Source organism: Neisseria sp. DTU_2021_1001991_1_SI_NGA_ILE_055 (genome assembly GCF_032342915.1).
Taxonomy (GTDB): Bacteria; Pseudomonadota; Gammaproteobacteria; order Burkholderiales; family Neisseriaceae; genus Neisseria.
The window spans coordinates 1,730,871-1,744,311 of the sequence record NZ_CP135440.1 but is presented as its reverse complement, the minus strand read 5'-3'; the positions used below and the strand labels follow the sequence as shown (position 1 = coordinate 1,744,311).

General features: G+C 51.2%; 15 protein-coding genes. 8 read left to right on the top strand and 7 right to left on the bottom strand.

Annotation, left to right across the window (positions count from 1 at the left end; translation table 11 throughout):
- Positions 1–39: 39 nt before the first annotated feature.
- On the bottom strand, positions 40–888 hold the full coding sequence (locus RRV97_RS08145; RefSeq protein ID WP_315612254.1) for an RnfABCDGE type electron transport complex subunit B: 849 nt from the start codon (positions 886–888) through the stop codon (positions 40–42).
- A 164-nt stretch (positions 889–1,052) separates the two neighbouring features.
- On the opposite strand from RRV97_RS08145, the gene RRV97_RS08140 reads away from it, so the two are divergent.
- Positions 1,053–1,520, top strand: coding sequence for a YchJ family protein (locus tag RRV97_RS08140; protein WP_315611230.1), 468 nt, complete (start codon positions 1,053–1,055; stop codon positions 1,518–1,520).
- 266 nt (positions 1,521–1,786) lie between these two features.
- On the opposite strand, the gene RRV97_RS08135 is transcribed toward RRV97_RS08140, so the two are convergent.
- Positions 1,787–2,575 carry an inositol monophosphatase family protein gene (locus RRV97_RS08135; RefSeq protein ID WP_070645626.1) on the bottom strand — a complete coding sequence of 263 codons (789 nt, stop codon included), beginning with the start codon at positions 2,573–2,575 and terminating at the stop codon, positions 1,787–1,789.
- 164 nt (positions 2,576–2,739) lie between these two features.
- Here RRV97_RS08135 and RRV97_RS08130 point away from each other — a divergent pair, with 164 nt between their 5' ends.
- The 4 genes from RRV97_RS08130 (at position 2,740) to RRV97_RS08115 (ending at position 5,561) form a co-directional block, all read left to right on the top strand.
- Entirely contained in the window at positions 2,740–3,465 is a 726-nt protein-coding gene (locus RRV97_RS08130) for a 16S rRNA (uracil(1498)-N(3))-methyltransferase (protein ID WP_263340246.1), read from the top strand.
- A gap of 82 nt (positions 3,466–3,547) precedes the next feature.
- Positions 3,548–3,838, top strand: a complete 291-nt coding sequence (locus RRV97_RS08125) for a phosphopantetheine-binding protein (RefSeq protein ID WP_315611229.1) — start codon at positions 3,548–3,550, stop codon at positions 3,836–3,838.
- A complete protein-coding gene (locus tag RRV97_RS08120; protein ID WP_315611228.1) occupies positions 3,835–4,893 on the top strand; it encodes a beta-ketoacyl synthase N-terminal-like domain-containing protein in 1,059 nt (352 codons plus the stop codon). Before RRV97_RS08125 ends, RRV97_RS08120 begins: the two co-directional genes overlap by 4 nt.
- Positions 4,875–5,561, top strand: coding sequence for a hypothetical protein (locus RRV97_RS08115; RefSeq protein WP_315611227.1), 687 nt, complete (start codon positions 4,875–4,877; stop codon positions 5,559–5,561). Before RRV97_RS08120 ends, RRV97_RS08115 begins: the two co-directional genes overlap by 19 nt.
- 109 nt (positions 5,562–5,670) lie before the next feature.
- On the opposite strand, the gene RRV97_RS08110 is transcribed toward RRV97_RS08115, so the two are convergent.
- From RRV97_RS08110 to cyaY, 3 genes are all read right to left on the bottom strand, one after another.
- On the bottom strand, positions 5,671–7,215 hold the full coding sequence (locus tag RRV97_RS08110; protein ID WP_315611226.1) for a hypothetical protein: 1,545 nt from the start codon (positions 7,213–7,215) through the stop codon (positions 5,671–5,673).
- 184 nt (positions 7,216–7,399) lie between these two features.
- Positions 7,400–7,906, bottom strand: coding sequence for an S-ribosylhomocysteine lyase (gene luxS / locus RRV97_RS08105; RefSeq protein WP_315611225.1), 507 nt, complete (start codon positions 7,904–7,906; stop codon positions 7,400–7,402).
- Positions 7,907–7,960: 54 nt separating this feature from the next.
- Positions 7,961–8,284 (bottom strand): iron donor protein CyaY, encoded by a 324-nt coding sequence (cyaY, locus tag RRV97_RS08100; protein ID WP_049323082.1) that lies wholly within the window; start codon positions 8,282–8,284, stop codon positions 7,961–7,963.
- 71 nt (positions 8,285–8,355) lie between these two features.
- On the opposite strand from cyaY, the gene lptM reads away from it, so the two are divergent.
- Positions 8,356–8,526, top strand: coding sequence for an LPS translocon maturation chaperone LptM (gene lptM, locus RRV97_RS08095; RefSeq protein ID WP_036472795.1), 171 nt, complete (start codon positions 8,356–8,358; stop codon positions 8,524–8,526).
- Between the two features lie 16 nt (positions 8,527–8,542).
- Positions 8,543–9,763 carry a diaminopimelate decarboxylase gene (lysA, locus tag RRV97_RS08090; RefSeq protein ID WP_315611224.1) on the top strand — a complete coding sequence of 407 codons (1,221 nt, stop codon included), beginning with the start codon at positions 8,543–8,545 and terminating at the stop codon, positions 9,761–9,763.
- Positions 9,764–9,865: 102 nt separating this feature from the next.
- On the opposite strand, the gene RRV97_RS08085 is transcribed toward lysA, so the two are convergent.
- Positions 9,866–10,093 (bottom strand): SlyX family protein, encoded by a 228-nt coding sequence (locus tag RRV97_RS08085; protein ID WP_004518924.1) that lies wholly within the window; start codon positions 10,091–10,093, stop codon positions 9,866–9,868.
- Position 10,094: 1 nt separating this feature from the next.
- On the bottom strand, positions 10,095–11,468 hold the full coding sequence (locus tag RRV97_RS08080) for a Na+/H+ antiporter family protein (protein WP_315611223.1): 1,374 nt from the start codon (positions 11,466–11,468) through the stop codon (positions 10,095–10,097).
- Positions 11,469–11,817: 349 nt separating this feature from the next.
- On the opposite strand from RRV97_RS08080, the gene RRV97_RS08075 reads away from it, so the two are divergent.
- Positions 11,818–13,137 (top strand): MFS transporter, encoded by a 1,320-nt coding sequence (locus RRV97_RS08075; protein WP_315611222.1) that lies wholly within the window; start codon positions 11,818–11,820, stop codon positions 13,135–13,137.
- Positions 13,138–13,441 lie beyond the last annotated feature (304 nt).

Below are 13,441 nucleotides of genomic sequence, written 5' to 3'. Positions count from 1 at the left end.
CGGCCTGAAGCGGTCGGAATGGGTTTGTTGTTTTGGAAATCAGCGGGCTTCTTTGGCCGCTTCCTGCTCGGCTTTATAGCGGCGCAGAAATTCGATGGCGGCGACTTTTTCGGCTTCGTTGCCGTATTTGGCATCACGTTGGGCGCGGCGCAGTTCGGCACGTTCTTTGGCTTCTTCAATTTGGCGCGCTTTGAAGTCTTTGCGGTTGTCGGAGGAGACGAGTTTGTCCTGTTGCGATTGCGCTTTGGCCATGGCTTTTGCAATCAAATCCATGGGGTTGAATGCGGCGCTTGGTACGGCTGTTCGGGTTTGTGCCTGTGCGGCCTGTTTGGCTTTGACGGCGGCTTCGCGTTGCGCCAGCAGGGCTTTGCGTTCGGCATCGTCGCGCTGTTTGCGCGCGGTATGGCGTTCAAAACGGCTTTGCGCGTGTTCGGAGGCGGCAAAGCGCGGTTCGGCAGAGGTGCTGAAACGGCGTGCGGACGGCAGGAAGGGCTGCGATACGGGAACCATGTCGATGCAGTCGACGGGGCAGGGGGTAACGCATAAGCCGCAGCCGGTGCATTCGTCGCTGATGACGGTGTGCATCAGTTTGGACGCGCCCATAATGGCATCGACAGGGCAGGCGCGGATGCAGGCGGTACAGCCGATGCAGGCGGGTTCGTCAATCAGGGCCACGGCTTTGATTTGTGTTTTTGCCGGCGCGAGGTAGGGCTTGCCCAACAGGTCGGCCAGGTCTTTCATGACGGTTTCCCCACCCGGCGCACACAGGTTTACCGGTGCTTCTCCTGCCGACAGGGCGCGTGCATAGGGTAAGCAGCCTTCATAGCCGCACTCACGACATTGGGTTTGCGGCAACAGGCGGCTGATGCTTTGGATGGGAATGGTCATCATGGATAGTCAAAATCGAAAAGGCACATTATATCAGATTGTTGCGTTTATTTTGGCGAAACCCGCTTTGCTTATTTTAGCGAAACTCGCTACGCTCGTTTTCAGACGAGCCTGAGTCGAGTTTGCGTTATAATTTTGAAATGGATTTATTCAGGTAATTAGGAATGATGGCTACACTTTGCCCTTGTCAGTCGGGGCGCGTATATACGAAATGTTGCGCACCGTTTCATGCGTGTGAGGCGGCGGCCTTGACGGTGGAAGAGTTGATGCGTTCGCGTTACAGTGCGTATGTTTTGCAGGAAATCGACTATATCGTGGACACGACCGTCCCTGCGCAGCAGAATTTGTTGGACAAGCAGGATTTGGCGTCATGGAGTAGGCAGACACAGTGGTCGGGATTGAAGGTTATCCGTCATGTTCCGTTTGGCAAGCTGCATGCTTTGGTCGAGTTTGAGGCGTATTTTGAAGAGAACGGGCAAACTGAGTGCTATCATGAATTGTCGGCGTTCGTGAAAATAAACGGGCATTGGTACTTTATTGATCCGACCGTTGCTTTGCCGACAATGAAACAGCCTTGTTTGTGCGGTTCGGGCAAAAAGTTTAAGGCGTGTTGCGGACAGTTTTTCAAATAGTAGTGTAAACAGGCCGTCTGAACGTTTAGACGGCCTGAGCTGTTTTTTTTCAGATAAAAAAAACCATTCATACTAAGGGAGAAGTATGAATGGCCAATACATTGCGGGAAAACGTCTTACTTGCTGCACCGCCCAAAAGGGATGAAAGAGCGGTGTTGTGTCAGCGATTGATATTCTACCGTTTTTAGTATTAAATGCTGTTAAGAAGTGAAATAATTTCAATAAGTTGCAAGATAATCGTGATATTTTGAAGATAAACGGTATTTTTACTGATTTTCTCGAATCCATTTCACCCATTGTTGAAACAGCTCGGGTTGCAATGCGGCGATGACGGAACGCTTGAAAACGTGCTCGCCGCTCCAAAAATCGTCGCCTTCCAGTGTGGTCAGGCAGCCGCCAGCTTCTTCAAAAATCAATGCGCCGGCAGCGTAGTCCCACAGCTTTTGTCCGCCGTGGATGTAAATATCGTAGCGGCCGCTGGCAAGGTAGCACCAATCGAGCGTGCTGCTGCCCATGCTGCGGATTGTGCCGAATGGGGCAAGGGTATTCATGCGGCTGGCGAGTTTGCCCGAACGCAGGTATTTGATTTCCACGCCGGCAATGGATTCGTTGAGTTTTTTGTTTTCCGAACGCAGCGGTAGCGGCGTGCCGTTGAGGAATGCGCCTTTGCCACGTTCGGCATAGAAACATTCGCCGCTGACCGGATTGTAAATCACGCCTAATTCGGCGCGGCCGTTTTTAACCAGAGCGACGGATACGGCAAAATGCGGCAAACCGTTGACGAAGTTGTTTGTGCCGTCTATGGGGTCGACAATCCACAGGCCGTCTGAATGTTCGTTCCACAAACGGGTTTGCTCCTGAACGCTCATCTCCTCGCCCAACATCGGACAATCCTCCAATAAGGGCAGGGCGGCGGCAAAAGCGGTTTGTGCGGCCAAATCTGCTTCACTCAAAACCGAGCCGTCTTCCTTGCGTCGTGACGGCGTGTTCAGAAAACGCGGCATGACTTCGGTTTGGGCGATGTGGCGGACGACTTTCTGTAAACGGTATAGCACGGCGTATCCTTGTTTTTTGCAGTTTTGCGTGACAGTGGATTAAAATTCGGGAAGTTTTCAAATTATAGTGGATGAAATCGAAATCAGGCAGGCAAGTGTATGTCGCCGTGTTTCAACTTCGTTCACGAAAGTTCAAATTATATACATGAATAAAGCAGGAAACCATGCCCCGATTTTACGTTGATTTTGCCTTAAGCCCCGACAGCGTGGTCGAATTGCCCGATAATGTGGTGCGCCATCTGAATGTATTGCGCGTGAAAAATACGGAAGAAATCGTGTTGTTCAACGGCAATGGCAAGTCATATCCGGCTTTGCCCGAAGTTTTGGAAAAACGCCGAGCCAGCGTGCGGATTTTGCGTGAAGAGGCAACGGACAACGAATCGCCGCTGAACATTACGTTGGTACAGGCGGTATCCGCCGCCGAGCGCATGGATTTCACTTTGCAGAAAAGCGTGGAATTGGGCGTGGCAGAAATTCGTCCGGTCATCAGCGAACGCTGTGTCGTCCGCTTGAGCGGAGAACGCGCTGAAAAGCGGGTGGCGCGTTGGCAGGAAATCGTTGTTTCGGCGTGTGAACAAAGCGGCCGCAATATTGTGCCGAAGGTTTTGCCGCTGACGACTTATGCGCAGGCATTGCAGCAGTTGCCGCAGGAAACGACCAAACTATTAATGAGCTTGAACCGCGCTCAAAAACTGAGCGATGTTCAGCCGCAATCCGGCAAAGTCGTGTTTATGGTCGGCCCGGAAGGCGGATGGACGGAGAAGGAAGAGCAACAGGCGTTTGATGCCGGTTTTCAATCCGTTACGCTCGGCAAACGGGTGTTGCGTACCGAAACCGCCTCACTTGCGGCCATCGCCGCCATGCAGACGCTTTGGGGCGATTTTGCATAAAGTTCGGGCCGTCTGAAAACGAGCGTAGCGAGTTTCGCTAAAACGAGCTGTTGCTTCATGAGATAAAAATGGGAGTTTGAAAATGTCGTACACCTTTACGCTGGCCGAGCACGAGCTGGAAGCGGAATTGAAAAAGTTAATCGTGCAAGAGGCCGATAAGGCCGACGATGTGGATATGGATGATTTCACCGACGATGCGCTTTTGTTTGGCGATGACAGTCCGGTCGGTTTGGATTCGCTTGATGCGCTGCAAATCAGCGTTGCCTTGCAACAGTATTTTCAAGTGCGCCTGCAGGGCGACCGTATGGTGCGCAAACATATGATGTGCGTACGCGATTTAGCGGCGTTTATCCGCGCGGAGCATAGCGCGTGAGTTGGGTTTGCGGTACGGCGGCCACTTCTGCTTTGAATCCGCAAACGGATTTCAGACGGCCTGATGCGGTGTCTTATACGTTTTTAAACCAGCCGCAGCAGGCTGCTTATTTTCGTGCATTCGCCGGCGACAGTTTGGGGCGGAAGGAATTTGCGGATATTGCCGAACAACATTTGCGCCGAGCCGCCGAACATGCAGGCTGGCCGTCTGAAAGCTGGCATGATGCGCCGGTGTTTATCGGGTCTAGTTCCTATTCCATCTCCGAATATGAAAACCGCCATTTTGCGGGTAATAGGGCGGTAGAGGAACACAATCTGCTTTATCTTGCCGAAGATTTGCACCGGCGCAGCGGCAATCGGCAGATTTTCAGTTTCGCTACTGCCTGCACTTCATCCGCCCATGCGCTGATTCAGGCAGATAATTGTTTGCGCGGCGGGGCGGAGCGTGCCTTTGTACTTGGTATTGAAAACCTCAACCGGCTGACTTTGCTGCATTTTCACAGCTTGGGTTTGCTGACCGAACAGTATCAGCCTTTTGGCGGAAACGGTTTGATTTTAGGCGAAGGGGTTGCCGCGCTTGCCTTATCTTCCGTCGCGCCCGAATCTTCTTCAGGCCGTCTGAAACTTATCGGACACGCCACCAATACAGGCAATGACTTGATTCAAAGTGATGGCCAAGCGCAGGAGCAAGTGATGCGACGCGCTTTGGATGTTGCAGGCATCGCTCCTGAAAGCATTGCAGCCGTTAAAACACACGGCATCGGCACGGCTGACAGCGATGCCGCCGAATTGGCCGCACTGGAAAATATATTCGGTACACTGCCGCCCTTGATGGCGTTCAAACCGCAAATCGGACACACGCTTGGCGCAACGGCAGCCCTTGAAACAGCCCTGCTTTTATCCGCTTTAAAACAAGGCGGAAGCAACGATTATCAGGGGCGGGAAATTTGTTTTTCCGAGTGCGCGGCTTCACAAAAAGGCGGCTTTTTCTGTTTGGCCAATCAGTTTGGTTTTGGCGGCAGCAACACATCTTTGGTATGGCAATGGCAACTGTAAATCCTAATATCCGCATTACCGCCGCTGTGCGTTTTGATACGGACGCCGACACCGGCGGCAAAATCCTCAAACAAACGTTAAAGCAGCAAAGCGATATAGACACCCGCCGTCTCAGCCGCTTGAGTTTGATTGCCGCGCTTGGCGCAGGGCAACTGAAGGAACAAAGCGAAATCCGCTCTGATTGCACCGTTTTTCTCGGTACGCCGTTTTCTTCGCCATCCGTGTTTGAAAAAATGGCGGATAATGTATTGAACCATCACGCCGCGATGCCGTTTGACTTCATTGCCAATCTGCACAATTCCCCCGTTTTTCATGCCGCGCAAGCGTTAGGCACGCATGGTGCAACTTTGGTCGTTGCTACCGACAATAATATGGATACCTGCTTTCATCCATTGTTGCTGGCGATGCAGTCTTTGCAAAATGGCGGTCAAGCTGCGGTTGGCTGGACCTATGAGCATCAAGCAGCCCATACCGATGCTCGTGAGGGCAGTATTTGGATTCTACTTGAAGTCGGTGTAGAACAGGGTGTTCCCGTTGTGTTGAATGATGAAGGGGTGCAGGCTGATAGGCCGTCTGAAAAGACGCGATATTATTGGCAAGATATCGCCGATTGGATAGAAAAAGTGATGGCGTGCGAGGGTAGGGATGTGAAGAAGTGTACTTTGTGATGGGAGAAATGATTTTAACGAAAGGGTTTGTATGTTGAGATAAACAGGTTTACGCCATTAAAAAGGCCGTCTGAAAAACTTTCAGACGGCCTTTTTTCATTACAACCAATCAACGGGACATCTCGCCTTGAATTGCACGGATATTCGCTTTACGGGCGTTGATGGTGCGGGTCAGCTGTTGGATTTTAATTTGGTCGCCTTTTTGTTTGGCCGCATTCAGCTGTGTTTGAAGGCGGGTAATAGCGGCCTGTTCGTTGCGTACTTCGGTCTGCAATATTTGTTTGCGGGTTTCCTTAGGACTTGGCTTAGGTGCCGGCGTAACCACAGGGGCAGTACGGATAACAGGGGCTTTGTATTTGCTGTATGAAGAAGCGCGTGATTTGCCCGGACGGTTGCGCAAGATAATATTCAGACGCGGATTGGCGGCTTCGGCTGTGTTGGTCACGCTGGTAATCGGTACGTTCGGCAGAATTTTAATATCGCTGTCGTTATTTCCTTTATCCAGCAAAATGTCGGCTGCCGGTTTGTATGCTTTAGGGAAAGGTGTAGGGGCTGTGGTTTTACCATGCTCTGCCGGAGTAGAGGTTGCCGGTGTGCTTGGTTCGGATGAAGCCGTGGTAATTGGTTTGGCAGCTTGTTCTTCAGATGAATGAACAACGTCAATCTTGTCGGCTTTGCTGCGGCTGAACTTGGCTTTGCGTCGAGAAGATGTTTTGGCATAAGTTTTGCCTTTGCGCTTAGTCTCAGCTTTGGCTGGTGTTTTATCGAGCGCTTCATCTTGAGTTGTTACCGCATGGCTATTTTGGCTAGCTGAAATTTGCGGCTGAACAGTAGGATTTTGAACAATCTCTTGTGGGATTTGAATTGCAGGTACGATAGGTTGATCAACTGTTGTTTCATTAAGAATGGCGAGGCCGTCTGAAACAGTTTTTTCGGTAGAAGCAGTAGGTTGGGCAGGGGCGACAGGAGTTGTATTGCGGACAGTAGTATCGGCAATATAGTCTTCAGCTTTTATTGTGGGCGGCACTTCCAGAGTAGGCGTATTGTTGGGAACGATTACGCCGTCTGCAATGGCTTTGTCGGTTGCAACGGTAGGTTGGGTTTGCGCGGCGAGCATTGGAGGAACAATAGTGTTGTCCTCTTGAACGGCAGTTGTCTGCGTTTGTACGGCAGAAGTTGTGTTGTGGGTAGCAGTATCAACAACATAGTTTTCAGGTTTTGCAACGGCTGATATTTCCAAAGCAGGCGTATTGTTGGGAACGATTACGCTGTTTGCAATGGTTTTATTTGCTGGCACAGCTTGTCGAGTTTGTGCCATCGGAATGGAAATAGGTGCCGGAATACCGTATTCATTTCGAGCAACAACGACTGGGGTTTGTACCGCGGGCGTTGCTTGAGAAGCATGAACGTAGTCAGCGGCAGATGCTTTAAATTCTGTTGTTTGTACCGTTTTTAAAACCGGAGTGTCGCCCGGAATCGCAACGACGCTGGTTTCTGTTACATTGTTTGTTTCAACTATGCGACAGGCGTCATTGATCTGGTATGAAGCATAAACGGTGATGCCTTCAACATTGCAGACATACTCGGCAGCGTTGGCGGCGGCGGGGAGGGTCAGGCTGAAGGCAATGGCGGTTTTGCAGAAAAACGGTTTCATAAAAGCAATAGAATCAGGTTGTTTGTTTAAAGTGTAATTATACTATGTACACTGTCAGCATCCGCCAACTTATTTTTAGGCGGTGTAAAACTGTGGCTGAAAGGTTGAAAATTGAAATAAAAGGTCTTAGGCCGTCTGAAACTTGTTATATAAAGTTTCAGACGGCCTTTGCTGTCATAGCGGATTAAGCGTTCAACAGGCTTTCGTCCAATGTCAGCTCTTCGTTTTTATTGACGGCTACTTTGCGTGCCAAAACGTTTTGGGCGATTTCGTGCGCTTCGGCGAGCGAGTGCATCAGATAAGTACCGCATTGGTATTCGTTCAACTCGGGGATTTTGCTTTGGTCTTTGACGTTGACCACATCCTGCATCGAAGCGAGCCATGCGTCGGCGACCTGCTGCTCGTCGGGCGTGCCGATGAGGCTCATGTAGAAACCGGTGCGGCAGCCCATCGGGGAAATGTCGATGATTTCGACGCCGTTGCCGTTCAAGTGGTCGCGCATAAAGCCTGCGAACAAATGCTCCAGCGTATGGATGCCTTTTTCGGACAGGATTTCTTTGTTGGGAACGCAAAAGCGCAGGTCGAATACGGTAATGGTGTCGCCTTTCGGCGTGGTCATGGTTTTCGCCACACGCACGGCAGGGGCGTGCATACGGGTGTGGTCGACTTTGAAACTGTCTAGTAGGGGCATTTGGGTATCCTTTGAGGTAAATAGATTTTTAGCGGGTGAGATTTAAAGATTCAATCACAATTCGGCAATATTGACTGCTTCGCCCGAAGCTGCACTCAGTGCTTCGTTCAAAACATCGTAGAAATCCCGTCCGTCGCGTGTTGCCAGCCATTTGCCGTTTTGTTCGGCGAAATGGTAGCCGCCGCTTTTGGCGGCAATCCACAATTCTTGGTTGGGTGTGTGGCGATTGACGATGATTTGCGTGCCGTCTTCGGCTTCGATGGTCAGGACGTTTCCGGCAAACTGGCAGTCGAAATCCCAGCCGTTTTCATCGATTTGATCTTCAATGTGTTCAAACAATTCTTCGCTCAGGCGGATGAATTCGCTTTCGGTCATCATGGCTTTTTGTGTGGTTTTTGTTTAAGATACCGAATCTTGCCACATTCGTAATGATGAAGAAAGTTTTACTGATGAAATACGGCGTATTTTTTGCAGCGGCAACGGCTCTGCTGCTCTCTGCCTGCGGCTACAAAGGCGACCTCTACCTGCCCAAAGAAGGCGACAAGGCGCGCTTCGGCGTGATTCAGACCGGCTTGAAATTCGATACGGCCAAAGAGCCGACCACTCAAACCAACGATTAAAAAAGACTTCACAAACATGACCTTATCCTGCGAACACATCCCTTATTCCCACCTTGCCGAGGAATTCGGCACGCCGCTTTATGTGTACAGCAAATCTGCGCTGACCGAGGCGTTTGACAACTACCAAACCGCGTTTGCCGCTTTGAACCCGCTTGTCTGCTACGCGGTTAAAGCCAATGGCAACCTGAGCATCATCAAACACTTTGCTTCTTTGGGGAGCGGTTTTGACATTGTGTCCGGCGGCGAGTTGGCGCGTGTTTTGGTGGCCGGCGGCGATGCGGCGAAAACGATTTTTTCCGGTGTGGGCAAGAGTGAGGCAGAAATTGAATTTGCGCTGAATGCAGGCGTGAAATGTTTCAATATGGAAAGCATTCCCGAAATCGACCGTATTCAGAAAGTTGCTGCGCGTTTGGGTAAAGTCGCTCCGGTTTCCCTGCGCGTCAATCCTGATGTCGATGCCAAAACCCACCCTTATATCTCCACCGGTTTGAAAGCCAACAAATTCGGTATTGCTTATGCCGATGCGCTTGAGGCCTATCGTCATGCTTCCCGACAAAGCCATTTGAAAATCGTTGGTATCGACTGCCACATCGGCTCGCAACTGACCGACCTTAGCCCTCTTATCGAAGCCTGCGAACGTATCTTGGCCTTGGTCGACCAACTGGCAGACGAAGGTATTGTGTTGGAACACTTGGACTTGGGTGGCGGTGTAGGTATTGTTTACCAAGACGAAAATGTGCCTGATTTGGGTGCGTATGCCAAAGAAGTTCAAAAACTGATCGGTACACGCCGTCTGAAACTGGTCCTCGAGCCCGGCCGCAGCTTGGTTGGTAATGCCGGTGCGTTGTTGACGCGCGTCGAGTTCGTCAAACATGGCGAAGAGAAAAACTTTGTGATGGTCGATGCGGCGATGAATGATTTGATGCGTCCGGCACTTTATGATGCCTATCATCACATCGAAGCGGTCGAAACCAAAGACATTGAGCCTCTGACGGCCAATATCGTCGGCCCGATTTGCGAAACCGGCGACTTCCTCGGCAAAGACCGCACCATCGCCTGCGAAGAAGGGGATTTACTGCTTATCCGCAGCGCAGGTGCGTATGGTTCAAGCATGGCGAGCAACTACAACACGCGTAACCGTGCGGCGGAAGTATTGGTTGACGGCAGCGGATACAAACTTATCCGCCAACGTGAAACCGTCGAGCAGCAAATGGCCAACGAATTGGTTTGTTTGTAAGGTTGGATTGTTTAAAAGGCCGTCTGAAAGCTTGATTGACTTTCAGACGGCCTTTGCTATAAAAGAAAAGGGCATGTATCCAACACGCCCTTTTTCAGTTTATCAATAATGCGGCGGAATCTCGTCGCGCAGGCTGTACGGTTCGCGTTCGCCGTTTGCTCCTTTGTCCTGCATCCGTTGATACAGAAGCCGCAACTGGCCTTGTTGCAAATCCAAAGCCTGCTGCATCTTGGCGATGGTATCGTTCAGGCTGCCGATTAAATCCTCCTGCAAGGCAGTCTGAATTTCCAGCTCTGTGACGCGGTGTTCCAATTCCTGAATATCGCTCATATTACAGTACCATCGCGGCAATCCAGCCGGCAACCATCAGCGGGATATTGTAGTGGATAAAGGTCGGGATAACCGAATCGCGGATGTGGTCGTGCTGACCGTCGGCATTCAAACCCATGGTCGGGCCGAGCGTTGAGTCGGAAGCGGGAGAGCCGGCATCGCCCAGCGCGCCTGCCGTGCCGACGATGGCCACGGTAGCCATTGGGGAGAAGCCCAAGCTGATGCACAAAGGCACATAAATCGCGGTAATAATCGGCAAGGTGGAGAAAGACGAGCCGATGCCCATGGTTACCAGCAGGCCGACAAACAGCATGGTAAAGGCGGCCATGCCTTTATTGCTTCCGAACAAAGCCATGCTGCGTTCGACCAAAGGCTGGATGTCGCCGGTCGCGTTCATAACGGCGGCGAAACCTTGTGCCGCAATCATAATAAAGCCGACCATCGCCATCATTTTGATGCCTTCGCCGAACACATCGCTGGCGGCGGAACGGTTCATCACGCCCAACATCATAAACACGGCAAAGCCCAACATCGCGCCCAATACCAATGAGTTTTCATACAAAAGCTGAATGGCAAAGCACACGGCAATCGCTACGGCCGCCACCAAGCTGCGATAGGTTGACGGCTCTTGCTGCTGCACCGCTTCACGATTGTCTTCCGTATCGGCGGCGTTGTTTTGATAAATGCGCGGCTTGCGGTAGTGCAAAAAGGCCAGCAGCAAGCCGGACACCATGCCCAAAGCCGGAATCGCCATTGCGTGCATCACATTGATGTTGCCGGTGTCCATGCCTGCCGAGCGGATATTGCCCAACATGATGTCGTTCAAGAAGATGGCGCCGAAGCCGTAAGGCAGGAACATATAAGTCGTTACCAAGCCAAACGTAATCACGCAGGCCACCAGGCGGCGGTCGAGTTTCAAACGGTTGAACACCAACAGCAGCGGCGGAATAATCATCGGGATAAATGCGATATGAATCGGCACAACGTTTTGGCTCATCACGCCCATGCACAAAATAATCGCCAGCAGCATCCATTTGACCGCGCCTTCGCCTTTCGCATTGCCTTCGCCGCCGTTGAGTTTGCGGATAATCATGCCGGCGAGCTGTTGCGGCAGGCCGGAATGCGTGATGGCCATGGCAAACGCGCCGAGCATGGCATAAGACAGCGCGATTTGCGCCCCGCCTTTCAGGCCTTCGTTAAAAACAGGAATAATCCCTTGCTGCACCACATCGCCGGCCGCGTTGGTTACATTCTCCAAAGGCATACCGGCCACCAAGCCGCCGACAAACGCGCCGACAGCCAAGCTGAGCACCACATGCACGCGCGATAAAGACAGCGCCAGCATGATGATGACCGCAATTACAACCGCATTCATATCGTTCTCCGTTGTTCAGACGGCCCGTTATGTAAAAACAGGCAATCGTCTGTTTACATATTACAAATAAACATCATAACCCAAGCATGAAACCTTTGCAAAAAACGGCAGGCCGTCTGAAAACCAAACCATCAACTTTCAGACGGCCTGCTGTGAACCCTTATTCAGCGTTTTAATATGACGTGCGGTTTTGGCGATAAAAATAGCCAAAAAACACGCGCTTCCTATTCTTTGCATAGGGTACCAATGTTAAAATCGGCACAATGCTCTATTTTTAGGTTTGTAGCTGAAACTAAAGCAGTTATTGCTAAAACTCAATTCAATCATACACAAACAAAGGAAAGAAGTGATGGATATTCTGACGCGGCTGCACAATCTGCCGCCCTCCCGCTTTCATTACAAACTTCTGGTTTTGGTCGGCATAGGCTGGCTGTTTGATGCCATGGATACAGGCTTGGTGTCGTTTGTATTGCCGGCTTTGGGCAAAGATTGGGCGTTGGCTCCGGCGCAGTTGGGTTGGATTGTCAGCATTGCCTTTGTCGGCATGGCTCTGGGTGCGGTATTCAGCGGCTGGCTGGCGGACAGGTTCGGACGGAAAACCGTTTTTGCCGGCACGATGGTGGTGTACAGCATTGCCACAGGTTTGTGTGCGCTTGCGCCTGATTTGACGGTTTTGCTGGTGTGCCGCTTTTTTGTCGGCGTCGGTTTGGGCGGCCAACTGCCTGTCGCCGTGTCGCTGGTCAGCGAATATGCGCCGCCGAAAGTACGCGGCCGTTTTATTGTGTTGCTGGAAAGCTTTTGGGGCTTGGGCTGGCTTTCGGCCGCGCTGGTGTCTTATTTCTTTATTCCGCAAACCGGCTGGCACAGCGCGTTTTTATTCGGCGCCTTGCCCCTGTTTTATGTGCCGTTGGTGTTGAAATTCGTTCCCGAATCCGTGCCTTACCTGCTTTCCCGTGGCAAAACCGACGAAGCGCACCATTTGGTATCCGCGCTGGAAATTCAATCGGGCATCACGCCGCCGATAGAAGCCGTTGCCGCACCGGCCGCCCCGCGCGAACGCATCCGTTTCTTCCAGCTTTGGCAACATCCGTTTGCACGGCGTACGCTGATGCTGTGGCTGGTTTGGTTCGGCATCGTGTTTTCGTATTACGGCATTTTTACTTGGTTGCCCAAATTGCTGGTTGAGCAGGGCAATACCGTGGTCAAAACCTTTGAATATGTGCTGGTGATGATTGTTGCGCAACTGCCCGGCTATATAGCCGCCGCGGCCTTGGTGGAAAAAATCGGCCGCAAAGCAACGCTGGCAGGCTTCCTGGCCGCGTGCGCCGCGTGCGCATGGTTTTTCGGGCAAAGCACCACTGCGGCCGAAGTCATGGTCTGGGGCAGCCTGATGTCCTTCTTTAACTTGGGCGCATGGGGCGTTTTGTACACCTACACCCCCGAACTCTACCCCTTGCGCTTCCGTGCCTTCGCATCCGGCTGGGCAGGCGCCATCGGCCGCATCGGCGGCATACTCGCGCCCATGGTGGTGGCGGCGATGGTGGGCAACAGCGGCGGCTTCGGCAATATCTTTATGATGTTTGCGCTGGTTATGCTGCTGATTGTGGCGGTAATCTTGGTATTGGGTGAAGAAACCAAAGGCCGTACGCTGGAAGACATCAGCCAATAAAAGATAGATATGAAAAGGCCGTTTGAAAAATATTTTCAGACGGCCTTTTTCATTTACGCTTGTAATTTTAATACATCGATTTTCTGTTTTTATCTTAATTACCGAGGAAAGCGACGAAGAATAACCGTTTTTGTTTTCGTGTGGATAAAAATATTATACTTCAAAGAATTAAAATGAATAAACGATAAAATGGCCGTCTGAAAAGTTCAATCATGGTTTGTGATGTAGGTCAAAGCAAAATGTAACTAAATTACCTATAGTTATCGTAGTGAGAATTTATTGACCTTATTGCCACCTTTTATTA

Excerpts from the sequence above, each read along its gene's own strand:
- lysA (WP_315611224.1), top strand. The coding sequence starts at position 8,543 with ATGACCTTATCCTGCGAACACATCCCTTATTCCCACCTTGCCGAGGAA.
- RRV97_RS08125 (WP_315611229.1), top strand. The coding sequence starts at position 3,548 with ATGTCGTACACCTTTACGCTGGCCGAGCACGAGCTGGAAGCGGAATTG.
- RRV97_RS08115 (WP_315611227.1), top strand. The coding sequence starts at position 4,875 with ATGGCAATGGCAACTGTAAATCCTAATATCCGCATTACCGCCGCTGTG.
- luxS (WP_315611225.1), bottom strand. The coding sequence starts at position 7,906 with ATGCCCCTACTAGACAGTTTCAAAGTCGACCACACCCGTATGCACGCC.
- lptM (WP_036472795.1), top strand. The coding sequence starts at position 8,356 with ATGAAATACGGCGTATTTTTTGCAGCGGCAACGGCTCTGCTGCTCTCT.
- RRV97_RS08085 (WP_004518924.1), bottom strand. The coding sequence starts at position 10,093 with ATGAGCGATATTCAGGAATTGGAACACCGCGTCACAGAGCTGGAAATT.
- RRV97_RS08130 (WP_263340246.1), top strand. The coding sequence starts at position 2,740 with ATGCCCCGATTTTACGTTGATTTTGCCTTAAGCCCCGACAGCGTGGTC.
- cyaY (WP_049323082.1), bottom strand. The coding sequence starts at position 8,284 with ATGATGACCGAAAGCGAATTCATCCGCCTGAGCGAAGAATTGTTTGAA.
- RRV97_RS08075 (WP_315611222.1), top strand. The coding sequence starts at position 11,818 with ATGGATATTCTGACGCGGCTGCACAATCTGCCGCCCTCCCGCTTTCAT.
- RRV97_RS08080 (WP_315611223.1), bottom strand. The coding sequence starts at position 11,468 with ATGAATGCGGTTGTAATTGCGGTCATCATCATGCTGGCGCTGTCTTTA.
- RRV97_RS08110 (WP_315611226.1), bottom strand. The coding sequence starts at position 7,215 with ATGAAACCGTTTTTCTGCAAAACCGCCATTGCCTTCAGCCTGACCCTC.
- RRV97_RS08145 (WP_315612254.1), bottom strand. The coding sequence starts at position 888 with ATGACCATTCCCATCCAAAGCATCAGCCGCCTGTTGCCGCAAACCCAA.
- RRV97_RS08140 (WP_315611230.1), top strand. The coding sequence starts at position 1,053 with ATGATGGCTACACTTTGCCCTTGTCAGTCGGGGCGCGTATATACGAAA.